The organism is Hyphomonas sp., assembly GCF_016125515.1.
GTDB lineage: Bacteria > Pseudomonadota > Alphaproteobacteria > Caulobacterales > Hyphomonadaceae > Hyphomonas.
This window is the reverse complement of sequence record NZ_WGLO01000009.1, coordinates 109,061-132,319: the sequence shown is the minus strand read 5'-3', so window position 1 is coordinate 132,319 and position 23,259 is coordinate 109,061. Positions and strand designations below refer to the sequence as shown.

Genomic DNA, 23,259 nt, shown 5'->3' with positions numbered 1-23,259 from the left:
CTTGTCAGCAATGGGCGCCGCCGCTAGGTTTCCGCTTGCATGACAGGGCCCGGCAGAGGCCCTGCGCAACGGGAGGCATAGAAGGCGATGGCCGATACCGGTCTGGCACTACCCTGGCACCTCAGGGGAAACTGGGCGCCGCTTCAGGACGAACGCACCGACGGCGCGCTGGAGGTTGAGGGCAGCATTCCGCCGGAATTGAACGGCACGTATATCCGCACCGGCCCGAACCCGAAATCGGGAAGCTCGGCGCACTGGTTCTTAGGCGACGGCATGGTGCATGGCATCCGGCTGAAGGGCGGCAAGGCCGAATGGTATCGCAACCGCTTTGTCCGGACACCGAGTATTACCGAGCCGAAGGCACCGCCGGTTCGCGGCGACCTGCGGCGCGGCACGGGCAACACGCATGTGCTGGCGCATGGCAAGCAGATCCTCTGCCTCAATGAGAGCGCCTGGCCCTGGATGATCGACCAGGACCTGAATACGGTTGGTTGCCAAAACTATCAGGGAAAGCTGCCCTGTTCGATGACGGCCCATCCAAAAGTGTGCCCGGAGACCGGCGAGCTGCTCGCCTTCTCGTATTTCTCGTTCCGGCCGCCCTACCTGCACTACATCCGGGTGGGCGCAGACGGAGAGCTGAAACAGGTTGAGGGCATCGACATTCCGAACATGGTGATGATGCATGATTTCAGCATCACCCGGAATTACGCGATCTTTCTGGACCTGCCGCTGGTGTTCAACCCTGCCCTGCTGGCGAGCGGCATGCCGTTCAAGTTTGATGCGAAGGCCGGCGCGCGCGTCGGCGTGATGCCGCGCAACGGCACGGCGCGCGATATGCGCTGGTTAGAAATCCCGCCCTGCTATGTGTTCCACACCGTCAATTCGTACGAGGACGGACGGCGCATCATCATGCACGTCTCGAAGATGGTGTCGGCCTTCGGCGCGGATTCAAACGACTATTCGAATGTCGCACGGCTGTGGAAGTGGACGATCGATCTCGACAAGGGCACGATTGCCGAAGAGCAGGTCGATGACCAGCCGGGCGATTTCGGCCGCGTGAACGAGGCGCGTGTCGGCCTCAAGGCGCGCTACGGATACCTGATGTCGCTGGCGGGCGAAGGCAATTCGGAGGAACCGATCTATGGCTCCCAGATGCTGAAGTATGATCTCGGCAGCGGAGCGCGGGCCGTTCACGACCTCGGCGAGAACGTGCGCGGGGGCGAGCCCGTGTTCGTATCCGGCGGGGCCGGCGAGGATGAGGGCTGGGTCATGGTGATCTGCCACGACACCGGCAGCGGAAAATCGAAATTCGTGATCCTCGATGCGCAGAACCTCAGCGCGCCGCCGGTTGCAACGGTCCACCTTCCGGGCCGCGTGCCTTACGGGGCGCACGGAAGCTGGGTGCCGCTGCAGACCTGACCGGCGTCAGCGAATGGCCACCGGATTGATGATGGCCTGGACCGCGCCTTCAAGGCGGGGCGCGCCGAGCGTGAAGAAGAATTCGGTCACGCCGTCGGCGGCGAGTTCGGTCGTCACCATGTTCTCCAGGATATAGACGCCGTTCTTGGCCAGCAGCGTCAGGTGCACGTCGAAGGGGCGGGCTTCCTTCTCGAACGGGATGACCTCCAGCGCCCAGGTGTCGGCACCGATGGCCACCACGCCGAGATCGGCAAGGTATTGCGCGCCTTCAACCCCGAGACCCGGTTCGACCGGCGCGAGTTCGGCGTCGTTCTCGGTCGCCTTCATCGTGCCCGTATGGAAGAGAACAATATCGCCCTCGCCGATGCTGACGCCGGCGGCCTTTGCGGCGGCTTCGATCTCGGCGCGATTGAACGCCGTACCCGGAGCAACCGGATCGCCGAACGTCTTGGTCATGTCCAGCAGCACGCCTCGGGTGGCGACCGGCGGCAGGGTATGCGTGCCATACTGGGTGAGGCCCCCGGTGGTGACGAATTCCGAAACCGGAACGCCGTTATAATAGCGGTGGTCGATGCCCATATGGCCGAGACCGTCGATCTGGCTGCCGATGCCGATATAGGTGTTCACAAGGTCGTCATTGCCAACGGCCTTGTTCTCGCCAAGTGGCGTGCCCGAACCATCCGACAGCTGAAGGATGGTCATGCTGAACTTGCGCGGCCCGTAGGCCGGCGTCTTTGCGCCGGTCACCTGGCCGAGCGCGTAGGTCTTGCCGGTGGTGATCAGCTTGGCCGCTTCGGCTGTTTTCGCTGCCGATAGGTTGTTCATGGCGCCCAGCCGGTCGTCGGCGCCATAGCGCGACGGGTACCAGCCGTCGGACTTGATCTCGGTTTTCGCCGTTTCGGCGAGCGGCTCCGCCACGCCGCTGGACAGGCTGCTGCAGGCAGCCAGCAGCACGCTGGTCGCGATCAGGATGCGTTTCATGTGTTCCTCCCATTTGTTTTGGGAAGAGCCTAGCCCCGCACTGCCGCTTGGCAAGCGTTTCAGGCGCGCCGCACCAGGAAACCTGCCCGCGGGAAGTGTACGTGGATCGTCTCGGCCTCGGGCGTGAACAGGCGCAGGATGATGCGCTGCGAATCGGCATGCACCAGTTCGCCCTCGACCCACACCTGACCATAATCGTCCGGCGCCACCGCCACCGTTTCACCCGGCGAGAATTCCTGCGGCTCGTTGCGCGTCGTCGCCGCCACCAGGCGCGGCGCGGCATCCTTGGCGATGGCGAGCGCTTCGCCGGACGTGATCGTCTCCGGTTCCTGCCCTTCCACTTCGGCCAACCGGCGATACCAGGCCGCCGTCAGCGGCGCATTCTCGAGGCAGGCATCGGCGAATTCCGGCACGGCCTGCTTCATCCACCAGACGTTCATGTAGGCGTGGACATCCACGAGCCCGGCTTTCGCGCCGATCAGGAAATTGCCCGAGCCCGCGCCCTTGCCGCCGGCGAGGCGCTCCTCCACCAGCATGAGGCGCGCGCGCCACTGGTCCTTCATCATCGGCGCAGCAGCTTTCATCGCCTCGATGTTGAACGGCCGGCCGGAGAGCTGCTCGCGGTCCTTGATGAAGGCTTCCGGCACGCTGTCGCCCATATGGCCGAAAATCACCGCGACCGACGACTGGAACCAACGCGAATCGGCCCAGCCCGCCACCATTTGCGCGAGGCCCTCATGCCCGGGCAGTTTCAGCGTGTAGAGCGGATAGCGCGCCTCGATCTCGCGCAGGATGATCGCCGTGTCGCAATACACGTCTGCGCCGATCTGCATCACCGGCGTGCGGCGATACCCGCCCGTCAGCGGCATCAGGTCCGGCCGCGGCATGATCATCGGAATCTCGACGCGCGCATAGGCGAGGTTCTTCAGCCGCAAGGCCAGGCGGACCTTCTCGGAAAAAGGCGAAGACGGGTATTCGTGCAGAATGATGCTGCGTGCGTCGGCCATATGGTTTCGCAAACCTCCCCGTGTGCAAGCGCCGCACTTTGCGCGTGATCGCGCGGCGCCGTAAAGAGCAAAAATCGCCGCCGCCCCGCAGCGCAAGAAACGGGTGGCGCAGCGGTCCGCCCGGGGCCATTTTGGTCCCATGTTCGACGCCCCTGCCCCCCTCGATGAACGCGCCCGCGCCTATGACCGGATGGCGAAAGCCCTCACCTGGCTCGGCGATACCTGGCCGGACTGGCCCGATCTTGACGCCGCCGCGTCCGCCATCGGCCTCTCGCCGCACCATTTCCAGCGCGAGTTCACCCGCTGGGCCGGTATCAGCCCGAAACAGTACCAGGGCGCACTGGCGCATGGTGCGGCGGGCGACCTGCTGCGCAGCGGCGCCAGCGTGCTCGATGCTGCGCTGGAAGCCGGCCTGTCGGGCCCGGGTCGCCTGCACGACCTTTTCATCGCCCATGAAGGCCTTACGCCCGGTGAAGCCAAGGCGGGCGGCAAGGGCGCAGACCTTGCACTCGGCCGCGCCCCCACCCCATTTGGCCTCGGGGCCTGGCTGATCGGCCCGCGCGGCCTCGTGGCGCTGGGCTTCATCGATGACGGCGCGCCCGCCCGCACCGGGTTCGAGCATCAGGGCCGCGCGCAGGACGCCGCCTTTGCCGATCTCGCCGCCCGCTATCCCGGTGCCTCGATCCGGCGCGACGATGCCGAAGCCGAGCGCATGGCCGCGCGCGTGTTCGACAGCGGCGAGCCCCTCCCCGTCTGCCTCTATGGCACGCCCTTCCGCCGTCAGGTCTGGCGGGCGCTGCTCGAAATCCCGGCCGGCGAGACCCGCACCTATGGCCACCTGGCGGCCCGCATCGACGCCCCGAAAGCCGCACGCGCCGTCGGCGCAGCAGTCGGCGCCAACCCGGTCAGCTGGTTCATCCCCTGCCACCGGGCCCTTGCAGCCGATGGCCGCCTGCATAACTATCACTGGGGTGTGGCACGCAAACGCGCCATGCTTGTCTACGAACGCGCCCACACGGCCTGATCCGGGATCCCGGGCGGCCGTCGCCGAACCCGGAACCAGAGCCGCCCGCCATGCCTGTCTACATCGCCCTCGTCATTGCCGTGGTTGCCTGGGGTGTCCTGCTCGGCCTGCGCTGGAAGAAGGCGAAAGACTTCGCGCCCGAGCTGCTGCAGGCCCGCAAGAAAAGTGGCGAACTGCCGGAGGCCGTGAAGGAAGACGAATTCACCGACCTCTACCTGCGCGCCGAAGGCCCCCGCGCGAGCACATACATCTACGCTTGCGCCGCCTTCATGACGGTCTCGCTGGCGCCCATCTCGACTATCTTCAACACGGTCTGGAATGCGCTCTGGACCCTGTCCGGCCGCTCGCCTGTCTTCGAACAGGGCACCCTGATCCACACGTTCAGCTTCTTCCTGACCGTGATGGGCATCGCCATCGCCCTGCTCGCCCTCGCCATGCACCGGTATTACACGCTGATGCCGCCCAACCTGAAACAAGTGATCCGCAACCTGCGCGAGGCCCATTCATGAGCACACAATTCCTGCACACGATGATACGCGTCGGCGATCTCGGCGCCGCCTTGCGCTTCTTCTGCGACGGGCTCGGCCTCACCGAAATCGGTCGCTACGATAACGAAGGCGGGCGGTTCACGCTGGTCTTTCTGGCCAGCCCGCCTGACATCGCGCGCATGGGCGGCATCCCGAAAGGCGTCAGCCCGACCCAGATGGACATCCCCATGGTCGAGCTCACCCACAACTGGGACGAGAAGGACTATGCCGGCGGGCGCAATTTCGGCCACCTCGCCTACCGCGTCGACGACATCTATGCCGCCACCCAGCGCTTTGTCGATCTCGGCGTCCCGATCAGCCGCCCGCCCCGCGATGGCCGCATGACCTTCGTGCGCTCGCCGGACGGCATCTCGGTCGAACTCCTCCAGAAGGGCGAGGCCCTGGCCCCCCAGGAGCCTTGGGCAAGCGCCCCGAACATCGGCGTCTGGTAAGCCCGGCGGCCGCCCGCACATGTTAAGTTATATTATCACTGTTTAAGTTTTCGCGGGCGCCCGTCTGCGCCATACATGACCTCGAAACCGGGACGTGCCGTCGGACCCCGAAGCAGGTCTCCGCGACTCGACAAGCCTGACGGTTTCGCAATGCGCCGGTCGGACCCGGCGCAGAAGAAGGCTTGAAGGACTCATGCGCAACTACATCCTCCCGGCGGCTCTGGCCGCAATGATGACGCTTGCCCCGATTGCATCGGCGGCGGCGCCGCAGACACCGGCTGCAACCCAATCCAGCCTGCGCGACACGAAGGCTCACGGGGTTATCCGGAGCATCGGCAGATCCAGCCTGACCTTCACGCTGGATGACGGCCGCACATTCGCCTTGCCCGCCGGCAGCACGTCCGAGCTGAAGACCGGCGAAAAAGTTGCCATCCACTGGGTCTGGAGCGGCCAGCTACGCCTGGCCAAGGAGGTGCTGTCCGACTACTGAACCCCGGAATTACCCCTGTCCCTCCTCCGTTCGCCCCGCAATGCCCCTCGCTGCGGGGCGCTTTTTTGCCCCGGAAACCGCGTGACGGCTTCGCGAACCCCGTTAATGTCGCGGCAAAACCGGAGGAAAACCCCATGACCGCGATTGCTGCTGCCACCCTGTATGCCGGCCTGTTCGGCCTTCTGATGATCCTGTTGAAAGGCAATGTCGGCCGTGTGCGCACGTCCGAAAAGGTCGGGTTCGGGGACGGCAACAACGAGGCGCTGCAACGCGCCATCCGGGTTCAGGGCAATGCGGTCGAGGACGTGCCGGTGGTGCTGGTCGGCCTGCTCGCGCTCGGCCTGATGAACGCGCCCGTCGTCTTGATCCACGGACTGGGCGCAACCTTCCTCGTTGCCCGCATCCTCCACGCCATCGGCCTCGGCGGCTCCTCGGGCGGCAGCCCCGGCCGCATGTTCGGCACCCTGCTGACGTTGATCGTGATGCTGATCACCGCCGGCGCCTGCATCTGGTTCGCGCTGACCTGACCGGGCCCGGAACCTTCTGTTCCGATCTTCACTTGAGTGTTAGCGTCGTCTCCAGCCGCGCATGAGCCGCGGCATCAGACACATCCGGGGAGACATCAGGATGCACAGGACAATTTTCTGGACTGTCGCCGCGCTCGGGCTCGCAGCCTGCGCGCCCGCCGCCGTGAAGGACACCGCCGCCCCGCCCGCCGCCGAAGCGCCCGCTGAAGCTGCTGAGGCGGCGTGGACCTTCGATGACGGCGCAATCTTCCCGGCGGACCGCTCCCTGACGCGCCCCGAATCCGGCGTCGTGCTCGCGGACGGAACCGTCGTGGTGGTCGACCAGGTCAACGGCCTGACGGCGATCAGTCCGGACGGCACCACGCGCCCCTATGGCAACTTTGCCGCTGCCGGTTTCACCCATCTGCCGCCGGATAATCCGTCCGGCCCGAATGGCGCGACCTTCGAACCGGACGGGCGCCACCTACTGGTCGCCGACGTATTCACCGGCGCGCTCTGGCGCACCGACACGCAGACCGAAACGACCACGAAAATCTACCAGCATCCCTTCGGCATCAACTATGCGCACCGCGATTCGACCGGCGCGCTTTGGTTCACTCAGTCTACGGAGAATGCGCCGCCGGGATCGGAGACCCGCCTGTTCGCGGCGCTCGACATGCCACTGACGGACGGCAAGCTGCTGCGCATCGCCCCGGCTGCCGACGGCGCGCTGCCTGGAGCACCCGAAGAAATCCTGACGGGACTCCAGTTCGCCAACGGCTTCGCGATCGACGAAAGCCGAGGCAAGCTGTTCATTGCAGAGACGGTGGGCGGCCATGTGTTGAGTTTCACCGTCAACCTGGCGACCGGCGCGCTCTCCGACCGCGCCGTGCTGGCACCCGTCACGACACCGGACAATGTCGAGCAGGCTGAAGACGGTATGCTGTGGGTGGCGTCGCCAATGGCGAACCAGGTGCTGGAGATCAATCCCGACACAGGTGAGACCCGCGTGGCGTTCTCGGCACAGACCGAAGCCGGCGCCGCAGCGCTTGCCGAGTTCAAGCGTCGCGGCGAGGCCGGTGAACCGCGCGCCGCGTTGTTGGGGCCGGATGTGTGGTCGCCGATGCCGGGTCTTGTGACGGGCGTGATCCATAGGCCGGGCGGCGGACCGGCCTATGTGTCCGGGCTCGGCGACGCACTGCTCAAGATCGAGGACTAGGCGCGGCGGCGCTCAGTCCAGCGCGCCGATATAGGGCAGGCCGCGATACAGTCCGGCATCGTCCATGCCATAGCCGACCAGGAATCGTCCGGGCGCATCAAAGGCGCAGAAATCAACGCCCGCCTCGCCGCGCGGCGCCCAGGGTTTCTGCGTCAGCGCGACCGTCAGAACCTCGCGCGCGCCTTTGGCCAGCAGGTGCTGCTTGGCAAAGTCGAGCGTCCGGCCTGTATCGAACACGTCGTCGATCAGCACGATGCCGCGCCCGTCGACCTTGCGCGAAACATCCGCGCGCACGACCACGCGGCCCGAGCTTTCGCGCTCGTCATGATAGCTTTCCAGCCAGAGCACATCGAGCATCGGATGGACGCCGCGCCGCGACAGCGCTTTCATCAGGTCAGACGTAAAGGGCGTCGCGCCGATCAGGATGGACACGGCCGTCCAGTCGCCCGTCAGGCGCGGCGCCAGTCGGTCGGCCAGCGCATCCACGCAGGCCATCAGATCGGCTTCGGAGAGCACGACGTCGATTCTGGGCATTTGGGCATTCATGTCAGACCGGATCCTCGGTTTCAGGTTGTTCGTCATCCGGCGGCGGAAGCGCATCTTCCGTTGGCGGCTCGTCCGGAACGTCGGCGCGCTCCACGAAACTGACGACGATTTCAAAACTCTCGACCGGTGCAGGCTCGACCACGACGCCGAACTGGCCGGACGCGCCGGGCTCCAGCGCGCTGGGCGTCACGAAGCTGTACTCGGTCGCCACCACCTTGCCCGCCTCATCGCGCAGGTCCACCCGCACGCCGGGCGTCTCGACCCGCGTGCGCGCCACATTCACGGCGCGGCCGGTGACCGTGACGATCGGGATCGTGTCGTTGAAGGTGCGCGCGCGCTCGATATCGGCGAAATCGAGCCCGAACCGGTTCACATCCAGCCCGGCGAGCTTGTAGGCGGCCGCCGATTGCGGCCAGACCTTCACCACATCATTGCGGAAAAAGAACGCAGCGACCGTCGCGCCGGCGAAAATTGTGCCTGTAATGAGCCAGGAAAGCACCGCCGCGACGCGGCTTTTCTCCCGCCGCTGCTCGCGCAAGCGCTCCCGGTAGACCTCGTGCGCCGGGGCGGCCGGCTTGTCTTCGGCCAGCGATTTCGGCTGCACAAACCAGGAATGCCCGCAGGCGGCGCATTTAACAGTGCGGCCACTTTCACCGATTGTTGAGTCATCGGCGAAATAATGGGTGCTGCACGAAGGACAGGTAAGGATCATTCTGTTCGCCCCGCTCGACCAACCTTGGACCCCGGACCCCGCTCAATGACCCAGCTTCGCCCGGACATGTTTGAAGAGGCCGCCGTCAGACTGGACAGCGTGTCCCTTCGTTACGATTCGTCCGAGGAAATCCTTAGCGGTATTGATCTGGTCCTGAAACCCGGCAGCTTCAGCTTCCTCACAGGTGCCTCGGGCGCAGGCAAGTCCAGTCTCCTCAAGCTTCTCTATCTCGCGCAGTCGCCCACCCGGGGCGAGGTTTCGCTGTTCGGACGCCCCACCAGCCGCCTGTCGCGGGACCAATTGTCGGCGCTGCGCCGCCGTGTGGGCGTGGTTTTCCAGGAATTCCGGCTGCTCGGCCACCTCACCGCCTATGAGAACGTGGTCCTGCCGCTGCGGGTGATGGGCCGCAAGGAAACGCAGTACCGCCGAGATGTCGAAGAATTGCTCACCTGGGTCGGCCTCGGCGAACGCCTGCACAAACGACCGGAAACCTTGTCCGGCGGCGAGCAGCAGCGTGTGGCCATCGCCCGCGCGGTCGTCACCCAGCCGAGCCTGCTGATCGCCGACGAGCCCACCGGCAACGTCGATCCCGACATGGCGGCCCGCCTAATGCGTCTGTTCTACGAACTCAACAAACGCCTCGGCACCACCGTCATCATCGCGACGCACGACCTTGGCCTGATCCGTCAGATCGACGCGCCGGTCTACCGGCTCGCCAACGGGCTGCTGGTGCAGGAAAGCGGCGAAGCTGCGCCCGCCGCGCGCCGCCGCACCGATCCGATGAGGGCCATGCCATGAAGCCACGCGAAAACTCGCTCCTGCCGCTCGAGGATGCCCGCGAAGCCGCGCTCTTCTTCGTGGTCGGCGCGCTCTGCTTCCTCGCCGCGCTGGCCGCCCTGTCGGCCAAGTCCACCTATGGCGCCGCCCGCGCCTGGACGGCTGAAGTCGAAGGCGAATTCACCGTCTCCCTCAACGGCGCGGACGCCACCGCCTCCGCCGAGGCCGCCAAGCTGCTGGCCAAGGTCGAGGGTGTCGAGACCGCCCGCGCTTTCACGGACGCCGAAATCAACGCGCTGCTGGAGCCGAATTTCGGCCAGAGCGGCCTGCCGTCGGACCTGCCTGTGCCGCGCCTGATCGCGGTGACCGCCGAAAAGGGCACAGACGATCTCGGCCCCCGTCTTAGCCAGGCCTTGCATGATGGCGGCTATGACGCTGCCGTCGATGCCCACAGCGAATGGGCCGGCGACGTGCGCCATATGCTGTCGGTCTCGCGCATCGCGGCGCTCTCGATCGTGGCCCTTCTGTCGGCGACCGCCATCGCCGTGATCGCCTTCGCGACCCACGCGGCACTGCTCGCGCGGCGCGACATCGTCGATGTGCTGCATATTGCCGGCGCGCGCGACCGGTTCATCGCCGGCCTGTTCGAGCGCCGCTTCTGGCTGCTCGGCCTGCGCGCCGGCACCGTGGGCGCCCTTGTGGCGCTCGCCTCGGTGGCCGTGCTGATTGCGCTCGGCCGGTCAGGCGCGGAACGCACCGGCCTCCTGCCGCAGCTGAGCCTCGACTTCCCGGACCTCGCCGTGCTGGTCGTCACTCCGGTCATTGCAGGTCTCGCTGCCCGGATTGCCGCCGGCATCACCGTGATGCGTGCGCTCAGGACCGTCATGTAGTGACGCGGCGCTGACAAGCCGCTAGAGGCGGAGACGTCATGCAAACGATCCGGTCCTACCTCTTCCTGCTCTGGCTCTACGGCTGGATGGCGATCTGCGGCGTGCTGTACCTGCCGACGATCCTGTTTCCGCACGTCGTGACGCTGAAGGCCATCGGTATCTATGGCCAGATCATCCGGTTCGGCCTGCGCTGGATCTGCAGCATCCGCACCGAGATCCGCGGCCGCGAGCATATCGTTCCGGGTCCGGCCATCTATGCCGGCAAGCATCACTGCATGCTCGATGTGTTCATCCCCTTCATCGTCACGCGTGAGCCCTGCCACATCCTCAAGAAGGAGCTGCGCTGGACGCCCTTCCTCGGCTGGTACGCCATGAGCACCGGCATGATCGCCATCGACCGGGCAGGCACATCGAAGACGTTGAAAGGCATCGTCGATGCCGCGAAGAAACGCGCGGCCCAGAAACGCACGATCGTGATCTTCCCGGAAGGCACCCGCCGCAAGCCGGACGATCCGCCCGAATACCAGGCCGCCGGCATCTCAGCGATGAACAAGGCGCTCGGTGTGCCGATCATTCCGGTGGCCACCAATGCCGGCCTTTGCTGGCCCGCCAAAGGCACGCAGTTCAAGCCGGGCCTGATCGTCTACGAGATCCTGCCTGCCATTCAGGGCGGCTTGGATCGCAAGACCCTGATGGCACGCCTGGAAGCAGACATCGAGGGCACTTCCAACCGCCTGATCGAGGAAGGCCGCGCCGCTCAGGCCGCGCTCGGATCGCATTGAACCCCGCGCCGTCCCAGCGCAAGCTGAAGGCCGCCTGCGACCATCTCGCTACGACGGATCCCGCCCTCGCCCGCGCCTATGACGTGGTCGGCATTCCGGTCTGGCGCGCCAATGCGCCGAGCTATGCGCTGCTTGGCCGGATGATCTCGCACCAGCAGATTTCCCTCTCCGCCGCCGCGGCGATCTGGGGCCGTGTGGAGGCCTTGCTCGGCGAGGTCACCGCCGAAACCCTGCTGGAGGCCGATCCCGAAGCGGTCCGGGCCTGCGGCATGTCCCGGCCCAAGGTGGCCCATCTCACCTCGATTGCCGAAGCGATGGTGTCCGGCCAGCTGAACCTGGCGCGCGTCTGCACCGCGCCGCTGGACGAAGCCCGCAAGGAACTGCTGTCGGTGAAAGGCATCGGCCCATGGACCGCCGAATTGTTCCTGCTTTACGCGGCCGGCGCGATGGATGCCTTTCCGACCGCCGATGTCGGCCTTATGGAGGCCCACAAACGGCTCGGGCGTCATGAAATCCGCATGGATTCAAAGGCTTTTACGGCCCATGCCGAACTCTGGCGGCCCTGGCGCGGCGTCGCAGCCCACCTGCTCTGGGGCTGGCTGCACATTGACCGGGCAAGCGGCGCGGCGCCCTGAGCGGGATGAACGCCGCCCCTTGCGTTCGGGTCCGGGTGTCATAATCTCATGACAAGAATCGCCTAGACAGCGTTTCAAGCCGAAAAGGAGCGTCCGTCTTCTGTAGGATTATCGACGATACAAGCACTTCAAACCATGGGGGAGCCCCGCATGGCTGAAATCGTTGCTACCCCGCCGAACGGCCGTCCGGCCCTCGTCCTGAACGCGGATTTCAGGCCGCTGTCCTATTACCCCCTCTCGCTGTGGCCCTGGCAGGAAGTGGTGAAAGCCGTCTTCCTCGACCGTGTTGATATCATCGCCGAGTATGATCATGTGGTGCGCAGTCCGAGCTTCGAGATGCGCCTGCCTTCGGTCATCGCGCTGCGCGATTTCGTGCGCCAGGACCGCCCGCCCGCCTTCACCCGTTTCAACGTGTTCCTGCGCGACGGCTTTGCCTGTGCCTATTGCGGCGCGCACGAGAACCTGACCTTCGACCACGTGGTCCCCCGTTCGCGCGGCGGACGCACGACCTGGGAAAACATCGTCGCCGCCTGTAGCCCCTGCAACCTCGCCAAAGGCAGCCGCTTGCTGAAGGAAAGCCGCATGGACCTCCAGCGCCGCCCCTACCGGCCGAACAATTACCAGCTGCAGGAAATCGGCCGGAAATTCCCGCCCAACCACCTCCATGAAACATGGATGGATTATCTCTACTGGGATGTCGAACTGGAGGGGTAGTCCGTCTACGGACACTTTCCCCAGTCGAACCGCCAGGCGCGAAAGTGCACCGGATCGCCGTTTGAATAATTGATTGCGTAGTGCGAGTCACCTTCGGTGAGGCAGGCGCCTAGCCGACCGGCTTCCGCGCGCAGCCGCTTGGCCGTCTCCGTGATCGGCTCGCTCGCCTTCCGGTCCTCGAAGTTCAGGAGGTAGACCACAGGATAGGCCGACGCCTCCGTGGGCAGGTCCAGCGGTGTCTGCGGCGGGTGGAGGTTCTGCGTGCCCAGCGTCAGCACATAGGACGGCTCGGCATAGCCGAGCGTCAGCACACGCTCCGGGGCCGGAACATTGCAGAGGTCGCCCTCGCCCGGCACGCCGCACACATCTTCGAGTGCCAGGCGCGCCGTTTCGGTCGGCTGCACCCAGAGCTGCGAGGGCAGCATGAAAATGCGGATATGCCAGCCAAGCGCGATGCTGGCGGCGATGCCAAACGCGATGCCGACGGCCACATGCCGCCGCGCCGCCTCGATCAGCGCCAGCCCGGCGAGCGCAAACCCGCCCCACCACAGCCAGACCGGATAATCCCTGTACGGTGTCCAAGCCGCGAGGACCTCACCCGAGGAGACGGTGCGGAACTCGCCCGCCTGATCGGCCATGTAGGCCGTCGTCGCGCCCGGCCAGGACACGGCGAGCAACGCGATAGCCCCGATGGCGAACAGGACGTAGCCGGTCACGTTCGACACCGGCATCTTCACGCCGTCGATCAGGCGCACGGCCGCGTAACCGCACAGCAAGCCGAAGGCCGGATAGGCCGGCAGGATATAGTGGCTGAGCAGGGTCGGCATCAACTCGAAAAAGGCATAGGTCAAAAGTCCCCAGGCGAGGATCAGGCGCAGGCCCTTCACCTCATCGGACGGCTCAGGCGCGGCCGGAACTTCGCGCGACAGCCACCAGATGAGCCCGATCAACAGGAACGGCAACGCGGGCAATGGCTTCAGTGTGCGGAGGGTTTCGGCTACGCTGCCCGCTGCAAAGGGCGGCACCAGACCGAGACCGTAGTTGAGCGCCAGAAGCAGGGCGAACAGCGCCGCCGCCGCGAGGCCGTACCGGCGCACGGCGGGCGTCATGATCCCGCCCTGCCCCGCTACACGTTTCAGCGCTGTCACAATTCCGGCCACCAGCAGCAGGGTAGCCGGGAAGAACCAGGCCGGCATATGGGTCAGGTGATAGAAAGGCCAGCCGCCATGGCCTTCGGAGGCGCCGGTGAACTTGTCTTTGAGGTCCTTGCCGACTGCGCCCTCGATATACTGGCCATTGGTTGCCGCCTGTATCCACAGGAACCAGGGCAGCACCATCGCCACGAAGAGCACGGGGCCCTGCCACGCCGCCAGCGGACGCCACCAATCGCGGCCCTTGCCTTCAGCGGCGAGTCCCCAGGCCCAGACGCCGAGACCGGCATAGGCGACGACCATCATCGTTACCGGCCCCTTGATCAGGAAGGAAGCGCTGACCGTCAGCCAGACCAGGAAGGCCATCCGGCCGGGTTTGTCCGTACCCAGATAAAGCCGCCCGAGCGCGCCGATCCCCAGCGTCGTCAGGAAAACCAGCACACCATCCGTCTTGGATATGTGTGCCTCGGAGGTCAGCAGCAGGGTCGAGCCAAACAGCGCCGCGCCGAGGAAGGCGGCCCGCCGCCCGATCAGCGGAATGCCGGCCCAGAAACAGGCGAGCGTCGCAAAGGCCGCGCCGAGCCAGCTCGGCACCCGGTAGGTCCAGATCTGCTTGGCTTCCGGCCCGGTCAACAGCGCCGTCGAGGCCGCCTGCAGCCAGTGGATGCCGGCCGGCTTCTTGTTGCGCAGCTCGTCCTGGTACTGGATCAGGATGTAATTGTTCTCCTCCAGCATTTCCTTCGAGGCCTGCGCGAAGCGGCTCTCGTCCCGGTCGAGCGCCGGCAGCAGGAACACCCCCGGCGCGGCCGCGCCGAAGGTGATCAGGAACAGGAGGGCCCAGGCTTTCCAGCCAGTCGAGATGCGATCGAGAACGGTCATGGCACGCCTTTTAGCGGCGGCCCGGCCACTTGTCGCGGGTCGATTCACCGGTGCCTAAAGGATGAAGCCCAGCAGCGTGACCAAGACCGTGCCCGCAACGGTCGCGATAATCGTCGGCCGGCGATAGGTGTTCGCCAGCAGGCCGACAATGAGCCCGCCGACCACGACGATGAACAAGCCGATTGCCACAAGGATCTGGTAGGTCCGGTAGATGCGCGGTCCGTGGCCCTTGTGCAGTTCCATCAGGGCATAGGGGAAATCCGGCTTGCGCAGGCTTGCCGTCAGCCCCTCCGGGCCCTGCTCGAACGAGACATAATCGCGCGTGGTCGGCCGGGTCGTGCCCGAGTTGCCGCGGCCGCGCAGGTATTCGAACGACACATCGACGCCCTGGGCCTCCAGCAGGCCGCGCACCTGATCGGCGGCATCGGGACCCTTGAGGTCCAGCGTGGTGCCGGCCGGAAGGTCGATCGGCGTATCGGTTGTCTTGCCCTCGATGCCGACGAGGTAGAGGCCGCCCGAAATGGCGACGACCAGGAAGGCCGGGGCCATGAAGGCCGCAAGATAGAGGTGGACGCTGATCAGCAGGCGCCGGAGCTTGAGGGGGTTCATCGGGGGTCCTTCTTGAAAGTCTGGCCTTGCAGAGGCTGCGGCCACACGACCCTGAACGCGGGTCCGGCCGCAATCCGTCGCGGCAGCGCCGTAGTGCCGCAGGGCCTGCCGGGAACGCCGCTGCGGCCGGGTACATTCTCTTGGTTCTAATCACCGGATTTATGCTTTAGAGCAGGAAATCCATCAGGAAGGGCGGCTCCCGCGTGTCTGAATCTCTTGAATTTTCCGTCGTGGTGCCCGTGCATAACGAGGCCGGCAATGTCGCCACCCTGGTGGGCGAAATCGCCGCAGCGCTCGACGGCCGCGCCTTCGAGATGGTGTTCGTCGATGACGCCTCCACCGACGACACCCGGGCGCGGCTGATGGCACTGAAGGCGCAATACCCGATGCTGCGCGTGCTCGGCCACCGCCAGAATGCCGGCCAGAGCCGCGCGATCCGTACCGGCATCCTCGCCGCCCGCGCGCCGGTGGTCGGCACCCTCGACGGCGACGGCCAGAATGACCCGGCCGACCTGCCCGACCTCTACCGCCAGCTGACCCGCGCCGATGCACCGCACGGCCTGAAGATGGTGATGGGGCGGCGCGCCAGCCGCAAGGATTCGGCCTGGAAGAAATTCGGCAGCCGCTTTGCCAACAATATCCGCCAACGGATGCTGCGCGACGATTGCGACGACAGCGGCTGCGGCATCAAGGTGATGGACCGCGCGGCGGTGCTGCTCCTGCCCTATTTTGATCATACCCACCGCTACATGCCGGCGCTGATGAAGGCTGACGGACACCTCGTCGAGTTCCGGAACGTGAACCATCGCCCGCGCGGCGAAGGCAAATCGAACTACACCAATTTCGGCCGCTTGCGGGATGCGCTGTCTGACCTGCGGGGCGTCATGTGGCTCATCCGCCGGCGGAGGAATCCGGGCGGCGCGGACGAATACTAGCCGCCCATGCCCGGCGTCCTCGCGGCGGCGGCGCGAGGCAGGGTCGTTTTAAATTTCATACTTGTTCCTTGTCATCCCGGCGGAAGCCGGGAGCGAGATGTGTTTGCGCTCACTGGGATTCTGGGTCCCTGCTTTCGTGTTTCGCCGGGACGACAGACGGAAAGGATGGGAAAGACGGCCGGGTCTGTTGCGCAAGGCGGAACTTGTGCAACGAAATTTGGCGTTGAACCGTGACGGGCGCTGCGCCTACTGCATCACTTCCTGAAGGCACGCCGCGATGGTGTCTGGGGTGTCTTCGTGGGTGAAGAAGGTTTTCAGCTGCCAGTTATCGTCCATCAGGTAGAGCAGGCTTGTATGGTCCATCGTGTATTCGGACATGCTGTCGGGCTGTTCGACGCGGGCATAGTCGGCCTTGAACGCATCGGCGGCCGCGCGCACCTCTTCCGGCGTGCCGGTGAGGCCGAGGAGGTTCGGCGGGAAGGCCTTGTTCGACACATAGGTGGCGAGCGCTTCGGGCGTGTCGCGCTCGGGGTCCACGCTGATCAGCAGGGTCTGCGGCGGGGTCATGCCTTCGGGCAGCTTGCGAAAGGCGGCGGCTACGGTGGTCAGCGTCAGCGGGCAGACATCCGGGCAATAGGTGAAGCCGAAATAGATCAGCGTCGGGCGGCCCTTGAAGTCTGCTTCCGTGACGCGCGTGCCGAGGCTGGAGGTCAGCGAGACCGGTCCGCCAATTTCCGGATAGGCGCGCGACAGGCAGCCGGACTGTGTGCCGCCGGAACGGGCGCCAGGCGCATCGGTGGCCGCGCCGGGGCCGCAGGCGGCCAGGCTGGCGGCGAGAAGGGTGGCAAGAAGGGTCAGACGCATACCCGCATAAGCCCCGAAACCATTGCTTGGCGCAAGCGACAGCCTGCCGCATAAGCGCGGGATGGAAGACGCGGGGCGCGATTCGAGGGCGGGTTTCGAGGACGCCATTTTCACCTTGGCCCCGGAAGGGCTGGGATCGGCCCAGTCTGCCCTCGGCCGGACACGCCTTCGTACCTTCATTACGCTGCGCTGGCTGGCGGTTGCCGGACAGACCACGGCCGTGCTGCTGGTGTTTTTCGGTCTCGGCTTCCACCTGCCGCTGGCCCTGTGCCTGGCCATTATTGCCGCCTCGGCCTGGCTCAACGTTTTCCTCTCCTTCGCCTTCCCCTCCCAGCGCCTGACGCGCAGCTGGGAGGCCGGGCTGCAGCTGAGCTTCGATACGATCCAGCTCGCCTCGCTGATTGCGGTGACCGGCGGCCTGTCGAACCCGTTCCTCCTGCTGCTGCTGGCCCCGGTCACGGTGGCTGCGCTGAGCCTCAGCCTCGTGCGCGCAAGCTTCATTGCCGTGCTGGCCCTGGTGCTGGCCGCGACGATGCCCTTTGCCAGCCTGCCCCTGCCCTGGCTGGAACAGACCGGCACGCACCTGCCGATCCTGTTCCAGTGGGGCCAGTTCGCGGCGCTCGCGGTCGGCACGGTGTTCTTCACCGTCTCCGCCGGCCGGGTGAGCCAGGACGAAGCCCGCCTGGTGCGCGCGCTGGACGCGGCCAGCGTGGTGATGGCACGCGAGCAGAAACTGTCGGCGCTGGGGGCCATGTCGGCGATGACGGCGCACGAGCTTGGCACACCGCTCGCCACGATCCACCTTGTGGCCAAGGAAATGGTCCGCGACCTGGCGGCGGATGATCCGCGTGCCGAGGATATCCGCCTGATCGCCGAACAGGCCGACCGCTGCCGCTCCATCCTCTCCGCCATCCGCGAAGCGCGCGATGCGACCGATATCGTGCACGCCCGCATGCCGCTCGACGCGCTGGTCGAGGAGGCGGCGGCGCCGATGAAGGGCCTTGGCGTGGCGGTGATCGTGCGCGCCAGTGCCGGCGAAGGCGGCGAGGCCCGCACACCGGTGATCGAACGCAGCCCGGAAATCCTGCATGCGCTCGGCGCCTTCATCGAGAATGCGGTCAGCTTTGCGGCCACCCGCGTCGAGGCAACCGCCAGCTGGACGGCCGACCAGGTGATCATCACCATTCTCGATGACGGCCCGGGCTTTTCGCCCGAAGTGATCCCGAAACTCGGCGAGCCCTATATCTCCGACCGGTCCGAAGCCCGCCTCGGCGGCGGCGACATGGGCCTCGGCTTTTTCATCGCCAAGACACTGATCGAGCGAACCGGGGGGCGTGTTGCGTCCCGAAACCGCACACCGCCCGCCACAGGGGCCATTGTTCAGGCGGTCTGGCCGCTGAGCGCGCTGCTGCCCCGCGATTTGGACTAGACGCCGTTTTGGCCCTATATTTGCGTTTTGCTACGAATACATATTAGGACAGCCCCGTATGGATCGCCCCGCCCCCTCCAATGTACATCCGAGCCTCGAAACGCTCGAGGACAAATCCTGTCTCGTGATGGACGATGACGGGCCCTTCGTGCAGCGCCTGGCGCGCGCACTGGCACAGCGCGGTTTCATCGTGTCGGCGGTCTCCACGGTCTCCGAAGGCAAGGACATTGCCCGGCTGAACCCGCCCGCCTTCGCGGTGCTGGACCTGCGCCTGGAAGATGGCAGCGGCCTGGAAGTCGTCGAAGTGCTGCAGAAGGCGCGTCCGGATGCCCGCGCGGTCATTCTCACCGGGTATGGCGCCATCGCCACCGCCGTAGCCGCCGTGAAGGCCGGCGCGGTGGATTACCTGTCGAAGCCCGCCGATGTGGAAGACATCATCCGCGCGCTGACCGCCACCCAGGACGAGCGCCCGGCCCCGCCGGAAAACCCGATGTCGGCCGACCGCGTGCGCTGGGAACACATTCAGCGCGTCTATGAGCTGTGCAACCACAATGTTTCCGAGACGGCCCGCCGCCTCAACATGCACCGCCGCACGCTGCAGCGCATCCTGGCGAAGCGCGCACCGCGCTAGGCTTCATCCTTCGGCGCGTTCCGCCCGAAGTTCACCGACGCCGAATCCTGGCCCGCATCGATAATGGCCTTGCGGATCGTTCGGGCGCGCGTGAATTCGCGCATCAGCGTATCGCCGTCGCCCCAGCGGATGGCGCGCTGCAGGGCCGCCAGATCCTCCGAGAAGCGGCCGAGACATTCCAGCACCGCGTCGCGGTTGTTGAGGAAGACGTCGCGCCACATCACCGGATCAGAGGCCGCGATGCGCGTGAAATCGCGAAATCCGCCTGCGGAATATTTCACCACTTCGCCCTGCTCCACCGTTTCCATGTCGAAGGCGGTGGCGACGATGTTGAAGGCGATGAGGTGCGGCAGGTGAGAGGTGATGGCCAGAACGCGGTCATGGCGCGCGGCGTCCATGGACTCGACCTTGGCGCCCAGCGCGCGCCAGAAAGCCGTCAGCCGGGCCAGCGCTTCGTCCGCGCCGGCCACGTTGCCCTCGACCGGCGTCAGGATGTGCCAGGCGCCGCGGAACAGGGTGGGAAAGCCAGCTTCGGGGCCGGATTGTTCCGTGCCCGCAATCGGGTGGCCGGGAATGACATGGATCCGCCCATCGGCGGCGGCCTGGAGGGCCCTGGCCGCCTCGCCCTTGACAGAGCCGACATCGGTCAGGATCGCGCCGTCCTTCATGGCCGGCACGGCGCCAGCGGCGGCCCCGCCCAGCGCGCCGACCGGCACGCACAGGATCACGCAATCGGCGCCGGCCACAGCCGCCTCCAGCGTCGGGGCAATCTCGCCGAGCCCCAGCGCGCCCGCGCGGGTGCGCACATCGGGGTCGGCGTCATACAGGGCGATCTCGCCGGCCGCGCCATATTCGCGCGCGCCCCGGGCGATGGACGACCCGATCAGGCCCACCCCGACGATGGCAATGCGTGAAAAGGCAGGTTCGGTCATGCGGGCAGGTCTCCAGATCGCAGGCGGCTGCTCTGGTGGGCAATGGTCCGGCGCACGTCAAGGGGCGCGGGGCTTTGCCGCGTGGCGCGGCGAGCGGGCGCCCCCTATCTAGCGGCGATGACCAAGCCTGCTCCGATCCTCAATGGACTGCGCCTGCGCTGCGGCGCCTGCGGCCAGGGCCGCCTGTTTTCGGCCTATCTGAAGCTTAACGAGAGCTGCCCGAATTGCGAACGCGACATGCGCGCGGCCGACACGGCGGACGGTCCCGCCTTCTTCGTCGGCTTCGGCGTGCTGATCATCACGGCGCCCTTCCTGTTCCTGATTCCCATGAGCCCCCTGCCGGGCCTCCTGAAAGCCGGGGCGATCCTGTTGCTGGCGCTGGTGATCACAGGCCTGTCGATCTGGCTGCTGCCGGTGGCAAAGGCGATTCTTCTAAATCTCCAGTTGCACCACAAGTCGGGTGAGGCAGAATTCGAGCGCCCGGAGCGCTGATCCGGCGCCTGCTGCAAATCCGCTCGCGTCCTGCACAGTGATACGGTAAACACGGGTCTGTTGTCGGTCACTCCAGAGGGTGGACGTGGATAATCGCGATACAAAGATTGCGCTCACTGCCGCCGCCGTGTCCAAGATGGAACGCAAGCGCGCCGAGCGTGACAGTGACGGCGGCAAACAGAAACAGGGGTCATCCATGCGCTTAATTTTCGGGATCTTTCCGCTGCTGGTCATTCCGGTGGTACTCTACAACCTCCTCGCCCTGACATCGGGCGGGCCGGTGGAAACCACCAATGCGGCAGGCCAGCTGGTCACGTCGCAGGTTGCCCCGCTTGCGGCGATGCTTGCCGAAACCGCTTTCAGCCTGCCGATGATTTCTGGCGTCGAATGGGTACTCACCAGGGGCGACGCCATCGTCTTGCTCGCCGTGACCTTCCTGTTCCTTGAAATCCTGAAGTCGACCAGCACCGGCACCGCCACGATCATCAATCACGGCATTTCGCTGCTGCTCTTCATCATCTGCCTCGTGCAGTTCCTGCTGATGCCGAACTTTGCGACCTCCACCTTCTTCATCCTGATGTCGATGACGCTGCTGGACGTGCTGGCCGGCGTGATCGTCACCATCGTGTCCGCACGGCGCGACTTCGGAGTCGGCGGCGACGTCTGATCACAGCCCCGGAACGCAAAAAGGCCGGAAGCGCGTGCTTCCGGCCTTTTTTGTTGCGCAGAATTCCCGGTGTCAGTCCTTGCGGGTCAGGTCGCTCAGCTGTTTCTGGATCGCTTCCATCTGCTCCTGCATCGCCGCCAGCGCTTCGGCCTGATACTCGAAGAACGGGTTGGACGGCGTCTGCGACTGGCGCTCGGTCCGGCTCGCCTGGAACACGGTGGGCATGAACATCTTCATGGCCTGCTCGAACATTGCCATGTTGCGCTTCGCCTGAGCCTCGAACAGGTTCATCGGGTTGGCGGCCTTGCGCCATTCCTTCTGGGCGTCCGAAAAACTGTTCATCGACATCTCGAGGAAGGCTGGCAGGAAGGTCTGCGCGCCGCCGCCATAGAAGCCGATCAGCTGGCGCAGGAAGTTCAGCGGCAGGGCGCCCTGCCCCTTGGTTTCCTGCTCGAAAATGATCTGGGTGAGCACCTGACGGGTCAGGTCGTCGCCCGTCTTGGCGTCGCGGACTTCAAAGTCCCGGCCTTCGCGTACCAGGTCGGACAGATGATCGAGCGTCACATAGGATGACGTCGACGTGTCGTAGAGACGCCGGTTCGCATACTTCTTGATGATGATCGGACCATCCGACCCATTTGCCTTAACCATATCCTCGCCTCGCCGTTGACCGGTCTTCGCCAGCCAAGCAATTATTGTGCTAGTGCGAAATAGTCGCACAAAAGATCGGCTTGACCAATGCGGTATCGAAGTTGCACGCAGGGTCTGACTTAACAAAATCCAGGGAGGAATTCACGAATGGCGCGCACAGCACTGGTTACGGGTGGTACACGGGGTATCGGCAAGGCAATCAGCGAGGCCCTGAAGGCCAAGGGTTACAACGTTGCAGCCAACTATGGCGGCAATGACGCGGCCGCCGCAGAATTCTCCAAAGCCACCGACATCAAGGTCTTCAAATTCGACGTGGCCGACTATGACGCGGTCGGCGCGGGCCTGAAAGCCATCGAAGCCGAAGTCGGCCCGGTCGACATCCTCGTCAACAATGCCGGCATCACGCGCGACGCGCCGTTCCACAAGATGAGCCTCGCCCAGTGGCAGGAAGTGATCAATGTGGACCTCACCTCCGCCTTCAACGTGACCCGCCAGGTCTGGGACGGCATGCGCGACCGCAATTTCGGCCGCATCATCAACATCTCCTCGATCAACGGCCAGAAGGGCCAGTTCACGCAGGCGAACTATTCCGCCGCCAAGGCCGGCCTGATCGGCTTCACCAAGGCGCTGGCCTATGAAGGCGCCAAGAAGGGCATCACTTCGAACGTCGTCGCGCCGGGCTATATCGACACCGAGATGCTGCAGGCCGTGAAACCGGAAGTGCTGGACGGCATCATCGCCACGATCCCGGTCGGCCGCCTCGGCAAGGCCGAAGAAATCGCCTCGATGTGCGCCTATCTCGCTTCCGATGACGCCGCCTTCATCAACGGCGCCACGATGACAGTCAACGGCGCGCAATACATTGCCGGCTGATCCGGCGTTACGCCTTGCGGTGCCTCAGGCTGAAATAGATCACTGCGATCACAATCGCGGGGACAAACAGGCCTGAGGCGAGCAGGAACCAACCTCCGACAAAGAAGATCCCGATCCGCTGGCTGACCGACAACCGGTTCCACACCATGCGGAGGCCGCCTTCCAGCGCGGATCGCTCGCTTTGTCCGTCGCGCGCTGGCGTCAGCGTGGCCGGGCCGGTCTCGGGCGCGCGGCGTTCCGGCGTCTGGAGGCGCGGGCGTTCGCGCAGCTCGCTGAACGGATCCTTGCTGCGTCCGGTGAACAGGTCGAGCAGGGAGCGCGGCTGTTCCACGATCACCGGCGGCTTGACCCGCAACTGTCCCGAAGATCCGCTGGGCCGCAGCGACATCGGATCGATCCGGTCAGCGCCGAGATCCATGCGCACACCGAACGTGTCATCATATCTGGGACGTCTGGCAAACATCG

At 65.5% G+C, this 23,259-nt stretch carries 28 protein-coding genes; 18 read left to right on the top strand and 10 right to left on the bottom strand.

Annotated elements, in window-relative coordinates; translation table 11 throughout:
• The first annotated feature begins 87 nt into the window (after nucleotides 1-87).
• Entirely contained in the window at nucleotides 88-1,419 is a 1,332-nt protein-coding gene (locus GC148_RS08770) for a carotenoid oxygenase family protein (protein WP_291070298.1), read from the top strand.
• A gap of 6 nt (nucleotides 1,420-1,425) precedes the next feature.
• Here GC148_RS08770 and GC148_RS08765 read toward each other — a convergent pair whose 3' ends face one another.
• Entirely contained in the window at nucleotides 1,426-2,400 is a 975-nt protein-coding gene (locus tag GC148_RS08765; protein ID WP_291070297.1) for a cyclase family protein, read from the bottom strand.
• A gap of 59 nt (nucleotides 2,401-2,459) precedes the next feature.
• Nucleotides 2,460-3,407: a glutathione S-transferase gene (locus GC148_RS08760; RefSeq protein ID WP_291070296.1), complete on the bottom strand. Its 948-nt coding sequence runs from the start codon at nucleotides 3,405-3,407 to the stop codon at nucleotides 2,460-2,462.
• A 139-nt stretch (nucleotides 3,408-3,546) separates the two neighbouring features.
• Between GC148_RS08760 and GC148_RS08755 the strand changes: the two genes are divergently transcribed.
• The 6 genes from GC148_RS08755 to GC148_RS08730 all read left to right on the top strand — a co-directional run bounded on the left by GC148_RS08755 (nucleotide 3,547) and on the right by GC148_RS08730 (nucleotide 7,625).
• Nucleotides 3,547-4,431 (top strand): methylated-DNA--[protein]-cysteine S-methyltransferase, encoded by an 885-nt coding sequence (locus tag GC148_RS08755; RefSeq protein ID WP_291070295.1) that lies wholly within the window; start codon nucleotides 3,547-3,549, stop codon nucleotides 4,429-4,431.
• A gap of 50 nt (nucleotides 4,432-4,481) precedes the next feature.
• Nucleotides 4,482-4,940 carry a hypothetical protein gene (locus GC148_RS08750; protein WP_291070294.1) on the top strand — a complete coding sequence of 153 codons (459 nt, stop codon included), beginning with the start codon at nucleotides 4,482-4,484 and terminating at the stop codon, nucleotides 4,938-4,940.
• Entirely contained in the window at nucleotides 4,937-5,410 is a 474-nt protein-coding gene (locus tag GC148_RS08745) for a VOC family protein (RefSeq protein WP_291070293.1), read from the top strand. Before GC148_RS08750 ends, GC148_RS08745 begins: the two co-directional genes overlap by 4 nt.
• Nucleotides 5,411-5,603: 193 nt before the next feature.
• On the top strand, nucleotides 5,604-5,900 hold the full coding sequence (locus GC148_RS08740) for a DUF1344 domain-containing protein (RefSeq protein ID WP_291070292.1): 297 nt from the start codon (nucleotides 5,604-5,606) through the stop codon (nucleotides 5,898-5,900).
• Between the two features lie 134 nt (nucleotides 5,901-6,034).
• Entirely contained in the window at nucleotides 6,035-6,427 is a 393-nt protein-coding gene (locus GC148_RS08735) for an MAPEG family protein (RefSeq protein WP_291070291.1), read from the top strand.
• A gap of 100 nt (nucleotides 6,428-6,527) precedes the next feature.
• Entirely contained in the window at nucleotides 6,528-7,625 is a 1,098-nt protein-coding gene (locus GC148_RS08730; RefSeq protein WP_291070290.1) for an SMP-30/gluconolactonase/LRE family protein, read from the top strand.
• Nucleotides 7,626-7,637: 12 nt separating this feature from the next.
• Here GC148_RS08730 and GC148_RS08725 read toward each other — a convergent pair whose 3' ends face one another.
• Both GC148_RS08725 and GC148_RS08720 read right to left on the bottom strand, forming a co-directional pair.
• Nucleotides 7,638-8,159: a phosphoribosyltransferase family protein gene (locus GC148_RS08725; RefSeq protein WP_291070289.1), complete on the bottom strand. Its 522-nt coding sequence runs from the start codon at nucleotides 8,157-8,159 to the stop codon at nucleotides 7,638-7,640.
• Nucleotides 8,160-8,172: 13 nt separating this feature from the next.
• Nucleotides 8,173-8,883 carry an MJ0042-type zinc finger domain-containing protein gene (locus GC148_RS08720; RefSeq protein WP_291070288.1) on the bottom strand — a complete coding sequence of 237 codons (711 nt, stop codon included), beginning with the start codon at nucleotides 8,881-8,883 and terminating at the stop codon, nucleotides 8,173-8,175.
• A gap of 45 nt (nucleotides 8,884-8,928) precedes the next feature.
• On the opposite strand from GC148_RS08720, the gene ftsE reads away from it, so the two are divergent.
• From ftsE to GC148_RS08695, 5 genes are all read left to right on the top strand, one after another.
• Nucleotides 8,929-9,681 (top strand): cell division ATP-binding protein FtsE, encoded by a 753-nt coding sequence (gene ftsE / locus GC148_RS08715; protein ID WP_291070287.1) that lies wholly within the window; start codon nucleotides 8,929-8,931, stop codon nucleotides 9,679-9,681.
• A complete protein-coding gene (locus tag GC148_RS08710) occupies nucleotides 9,678-10,550 on the top strand; it encodes a cell division protein FtsX (RefSeq protein ID WP_291070286.1) in 873 nt (290 codons plus the stop codon). The genes ftsE and GC148_RS08710 overlap by 4 nt, the downstream gene beginning before the upstream one ends.
• A gap of 38 nt (nucleotides 10,551-10,588) precedes the next feature.
• Nucleotides 10,589-11,332: a lysophospholipid acyltransferase family protein gene (locus tag GC148_RS08705; protein ID WP_291070285.1), complete on the top strand. Its 744-nt coding sequence runs from the start codon at nucleotides 10,589-10,591 to the stop codon at nucleotides 11,330-11,332.
• Nucleotides 11,329-11,967: a DNA-3-methyladenine glycosylase 2 family protein gene (locus tag GC148_RS08700; protein WP_291070284.1), complete on the top strand. Its 639-nt coding sequence runs from the start codon at nucleotides 11,329-11,331 to the stop codon at nucleotides 11,965-11,967. The genes GC148_RS08705 and GC148_RS08700 overlap by 4 nt, the downstream gene beginning before the upstream one ends.
• 150 nt (nucleotides 11,968-12,117) lie before the next feature.
• Nucleotides 12,118-12,681, top strand: a complete 564-nt coding sequence (locus GC148_RS08695) for an HNH endonuclease (protein ID WP_291070283.1) — start codon at nucleotides 12,118-12,120, stop codon at nucleotides 12,679-12,681.
• Nucleotides 12,682-12,686: 5 nt separating this feature from the next.
• On the opposite strand, the gene GC148_RS08690 is transcribed toward GC148_RS08695, so the two are convergent.
• Both GC148_RS08690 and GC148_RS08685 read right to left on the bottom strand, forming a co-directional pair.
• Nucleotides 12,687-14,711 (bottom strand): glycosyltransferase family 39 protein, encoded by a 2,025-nt coding sequence (locus GC148_RS08690; RefSeq protein WP_291070282.1) that lies wholly within the window; start codon nucleotides 14,709-14,711, stop codon nucleotides 12,687-12,689.
• Between the two features lie 54 nt (nucleotides 14,712-14,765).
• The gene (locus tag GC148_RS08685; RefSeq protein WP_291070281.1) at nucleotides 14,766-15,320 is read right to left on the bottom strand and encodes a hypothetical protein; all 555 of its coding nucleotides are present in this window, start codon (nucleotides 15,318-15,320) and stop codon (nucleotides 14,766-14,768) included.
• A gap of 203 nt (nucleotides 15,321-15,523) precedes the next feature.
• On the opposite strand from GC148_RS08685, the gene GC148_RS08680 reads away from it, so the two are divergent.
• The gene (locus GC148_RS08680) at nucleotides 15,524-16,255 is read left to right on the top strand and encodes a glycosyltransferase family 2 protein (RefSeq protein ID WP_291070280.1); all 732 of its coding nucleotides are present in this window, start codon (nucleotides 15,524-15,526) and stop codon (nucleotides 16,253-16,255) included.
• Between the two features lie 246 nt (nucleotides 16,256-16,501).
• Here the strand turns inward: GC148_RS08680 and GC148_RS08675 are convergent, their stop codons facing one another.
• Complete coding sequence (locus GC148_RS08675) at nucleotides 16,502-17,119, bottom strand: SCO family protein (RefSeq protein WP_291070279.1); 618 nt, start codon at nucleotides 17,117-17,119, stop codon at nucleotides 16,502-16,504.
• A 61-nt stretch (nucleotides 17,120-17,180) separates the two neighbouring features.
• Here GC148_RS08675 and GC148_RS08670 point away from each other — a divergent pair, with 61 nt between their 5' ends.
• A complete protein-coding gene (locus GC148_RS08670; protein WP_291070278.1) occupies nucleotides 17,181-18,548 on the top strand; it encodes an ActS/PrrB/RegB family redox-sensitive histidine kinase in 1,368 nt (455 codons plus the stop codon).
• Between the two features lie 58 nt (nucleotides 18,549-18,606).
• Nucleotides 18,607-19,179 (top strand): ActR/PrrA/RegA family redox response regulator transcription factor, encoded by a 573-nt coding sequence (locus tag GC148_RS08665; protein WP_291070277.1) that lies wholly within the window; start codon nucleotides 18,607-18,609, stop codon nucleotides 19,177-19,179.
• Here the strand turns inward: GC148_RS08665 and GC148_RS08660 are convergent.
• The gene (locus tag GC148_RS08660) at nucleotides 19,176-20,111 is read right to left on the bottom strand and encodes a prephenate/arogenate dehydrogenase family protein (RefSeq protein WP_291070276.1); all 936 of its coding nucleotides are present in this window, start codon (nucleotides 20,109-20,111) and stop codon (nucleotides 19,176-19,178) included. The two genes, GC148_RS08665 and GC148_RS08660, sit on opposite strands and share 4 nt — an antisense overlap.
• Before the next feature lie 117 nt (nucleotides 20,112-20,228).
• Here GC148_RS08660 and GC148_RS08655 point away from each other — a divergent pair, with 117 nt between their 5' ends.
• Both GC148_RS08655 and GC148_RS08650 read left to right on the top strand, forming a co-directional pair.
• Nucleotides 20,229-20,603 carry a DUF983 domain-containing protein gene (locus tag GC148_RS08655; protein ID WP_291070275.1) on the top strand — a complete coding sequence of 125 codons (375 nt, stop codon included), beginning with the start codon at nucleotides 20,229-20,231 and terminating at the stop codon, nucleotides 20,601-20,603.
• An 85-nt stretch (nucleotides 20,604-20,688) separates the two neighbouring features.
• Nucleotides 20,689-21,270, top strand: coding sequence for a hypothetical protein (locus GC148_RS08650; protein ID WP_291070274.1), 582 nt, complete (start codon nucleotides 20,689-20,691; stop codon nucleotides 21,268-21,270).
• Between the two features lie 72 nt (nucleotides 21,271-21,342).
• Here the strand turns inward: GC148_RS08650 and phaR are convergent, their stop codons facing one another.
• The gene (gene phaR, locus GC148_RS08645) at nucleotides 21,343-21,921 is read right to left on the bottom strand and encodes a polyhydroxyalkanoate synthesis repressor PhaR (protein WP_291070273.1); all 579 of its coding nucleotides are present in this window, start codon (nucleotides 21,919-21,921) and stop codon (nucleotides 21,343-21,345) included.
• A gap of 147 nt (nucleotides 21,922-22,068) precedes the next feature.
• Here phaR and phbB point away from each other — a divergent pair, with 147 nt between their 5' ends.
• Nucleotides 22,069-22,794, top strand: coding sequence for an acetoacetyl-CoA reductase (gene phbB / locus GC148_RS08640; RefSeq protein ID WP_291070272.1), 726 nt, complete (start codon nucleotides 22,069-22,071; stop codon nucleotides 22,792-22,794).
• A gap of 7 nt (nucleotides 22,795-22,801) precedes the next feature.
• Here the strand turns inward: phbB and GC148_RS08635 are convergent, their stop codons facing one another.
• Complete coding sequence (locus GC148_RS08635; protein ID WP_291070271.1) at nucleotides 22,802-23,257, bottom strand: hypothetical protein; 456 nt, start codon at nucleotides 23,255-23,257, stop codon at nucleotides 22,802-22,804.
• Nucleotides 23,258-23,259 lie beyond the last annotated feature (2 nt).

Excerpts from the sequence above, each read along its gene's own strand:
- GC148_RS08685 (WP_291070281.1), bottom strand. The coding sequence starts at position 15,320 with ATGAACCCCCTCAAGCTCCGGCGCCTGCTGATCAGCGTCCACCTCTAT.
- GC148_RS08695 (WP_291070283.1), top strand. The coding sequence starts at position 12,118 with ATGGCTGAAATCGTTGCTACCCCGCCGAACGGCCGTCCGGCCCTCGTC.
- GC148_RS08635 (WP_291070271.1), bottom strand. The coding sequence starts at position 23,257 with ATGTTTGCCAGACGTCCCAGATATGATGACACGTTCGGTGTGCGCATG.
- phbB (WP_291070272.1), top strand. The coding sequence starts at position 22,069 with ATGGCGCGCACAGCACTGGTTACGGGTGGTACACGGGGTATCGGCAAG.
- GC148_RS08710 (WP_291070286.1), top strand. The coding sequence starts at position 9,678 with ATGAAGCCACGCGAAAACTCGCTCCTGCCGCTCGAGGATGCCCGCGAA.
- GC148_RS08750 (WP_291070294.1), top strand. The coding sequence starts at position 4,482 with ATGCCTGTCTACATCGCCCTCGTCATTGCCGTGGTTGCCTGGGGTGTC.
- GC148_RS08745 (WP_291070293.1), top strand. The coding sequence starts at position 4,937 with ATGAGCACACAATTCCTGCACACGATGATACGCGTCGGCGATCTCGGC.
- GC148_RS08655 (WP_291070275.1), top strand. The coding sequence starts at position 20,229 with ATGACCAAGCCTGCTCCGATCCTCAATGGACTGCGCCTGCGCTGCGGC.
- GC148_RS08705 (WP_291070285.1), top strand. The coding sequence starts at position 10,589 with ATGCAAACGATCCGGTCCTACCTCTTCCTGCTCTGGCTCTACGGCTGG.
- GC148_RS08720 (WP_291070288.1), bottom strand. The coding sequence starts at position 8,883 with ATGATCCTTACCTGTCCTTCGTGCAGCACCCATTATTTCGCCGATGAC.
- ftsE (WP_291070287.1), top strand. The coding sequence starts at position 8,929 with ATGACCCAGCTTCGCCCGGACATGTTTGAAGAGGCCGCCGTCAGACTG.
- GC148_RS08670 (WP_291070278.1), top strand. The coding sequence starts at position 17,181 with ATGGAAGACGCGGGGCGCGATTCGAGGGCGGGTTTCGAGGACGCCATT.
- phaR (WP_291070273.1), bottom strand. The coding sequence starts at position 21,921 with ATGGTTAAGGCAAATGGGTCGGATGGTCCGATCATCATCAAGAAGTAT.
- GC148_RS08765 (WP_291070297.1), bottom strand. The coding sequence starts at position 2,400 with ATGAAACGCATCCTGATCGCGACCAGCGTGCTGCTGGCTGCCTGCAGC.
- GC148_RS08665 (WP_291070277.1), top strand. The coding sequence starts at position 18,607 with ATGGATCGCCCCGCCCCCTCCAATGTACATCCGAGCCTCGAAACGCTC.
- GC148_RS08660 (WP_291070276.1), bottom strand. The coding sequence starts at position 20,111 with ATGACCGAACCTGCCTTTTCACGCATTGCCATCGTCGGGGTGGGCCTG.
- GC148_RS08725 (WP_291070289.1), bottom strand. The coding sequence starts at position 8,159 with ATGCCCAGAATCGACGTCGTGCTCTCCGAAGCCGATCTGATGGCCTGC.
- GC148_RS08690 (WP_291070282.1), bottom strand. The coding sequence starts at position 14,711 with ATGACCGTTCTCGATCGCATCTCGACTGGCTGGAAAGCCTGGGCCCTC.
- GC148_RS08740 (WP_291070292.1), top strand. The coding sequence starts at position 5,604 with ATGCGCAACTACATCCTCCCGGCGGCTCTGGCCGCAATGATGACGCTT.
- GC148_RS08730 (WP_291070290.1), top strand. The coding sequence starts at position 6,528 with ATGCACAGGACAATTTTCTGGACTGTCGCCGCGCTCGGGCTCGCAGCC.
- GC148_RS08755 (WP_291070295.1), top strand. The coding sequence starts at position 3,547 with ATGTTCGACGCCCCTGCCCCCCTCGATGAACGCGCCCGCGCCTATGAC.
- GC148_RS08760 (WP_291070296.1), bottom strand. The coding sequence starts at position 3,407 with ATGGCCGACGCACGCAGCATCATTCTGCACGAATACCCGTCTTCGCCT.
- GC148_RS08735 (WP_291070291.1), top strand. The coding sequence starts at position 6,035 with ATGACCGCGATTGCTGCTGCCACCCTGTATGCCGGCCTGTTCGGCCTT.
- GC148_RS08675 (WP_291070279.1), bottom strand. The coding sequence starts at position 17,119 with ATGCGTCTGACCCTTCTTGCCACCCTTCTCGCCGCCAGCCTGGCCGCC.
- GC148_RS08770 (WP_291070298.1), top strand. The coding sequence starts at position 88 with ATGGCCGATACCGGTCTGGCACTACCCTGGCACCTCAGGGGAAACTGG.